At 51.4% G+C, this 508-nt stretch carries 1 protein-coding gene; it reads right to left on the bottom strand.

What is annotated here, in order from left to right; all coding sequences use genetic code 11:
* On the bottom strand, positions 1-508 hold a 508-nt coding region (locus tag WH277_RS00680; RefSeq protein WP_339503782.1), incomplete at both ends, for a TonB-dependent siderophore receptor.

Genomic DNA, 508 nt, shown 5'->3' with positions numbered 1-508 from the left:
TTATCTCACTCTTCATCTCCAGTTCCAGGCCACGAGAACGTATTTCGCCCGTCTGCACGTTATAACTGCTATCGGCAGGGTCGGATGTCAGGGCATTGTTTTGTGTGAGCTGATACAGCGCCATACTGATAATAGTTTTGCTTTCTGGTGGCTGGAAGCGAATGCCCGCCTCATACTGCTCACCTTCCGTTGGACGAAAGCTGTTACCTTCTCTGTCGGTACCCGATGTCGGGTTGAATGACTGGCTATAACTGATATACGGTGCCAGGCCGTTATCGGCCAGATAGACAGCACCTATACGCCCCGTGGCTTTATGATCGCTTTGAATGGTTTGGGCCTGATTGCTGTGTTTCGTCGTGCGGCTTTCTGACCAGTCGTTACGACCGCTCAGCAGCAGTACCCATTTTTTGTTCCAGGTAATTTGATCCTGTAAGTAAATGCCAAACTGGTCGCTGGTCAACCGTGACCCGCTGTCGACGGCGGCTACAGTAGGAGTATTGCCGTACTG

Source organism: Erwinia sp. MYb416 (genome assembly GCF_037479575.1).
Classification (GTDB): domain Bacteria; phylum Pseudomonadota; class Gammaproteobacteria; order Enterobacterales; family Enterobacteriaceae; genus Erwinia; species Erwinia rhapontici.
This window is presented reverse-complemented; position numbering and strand designations above follow the sequence as displayed.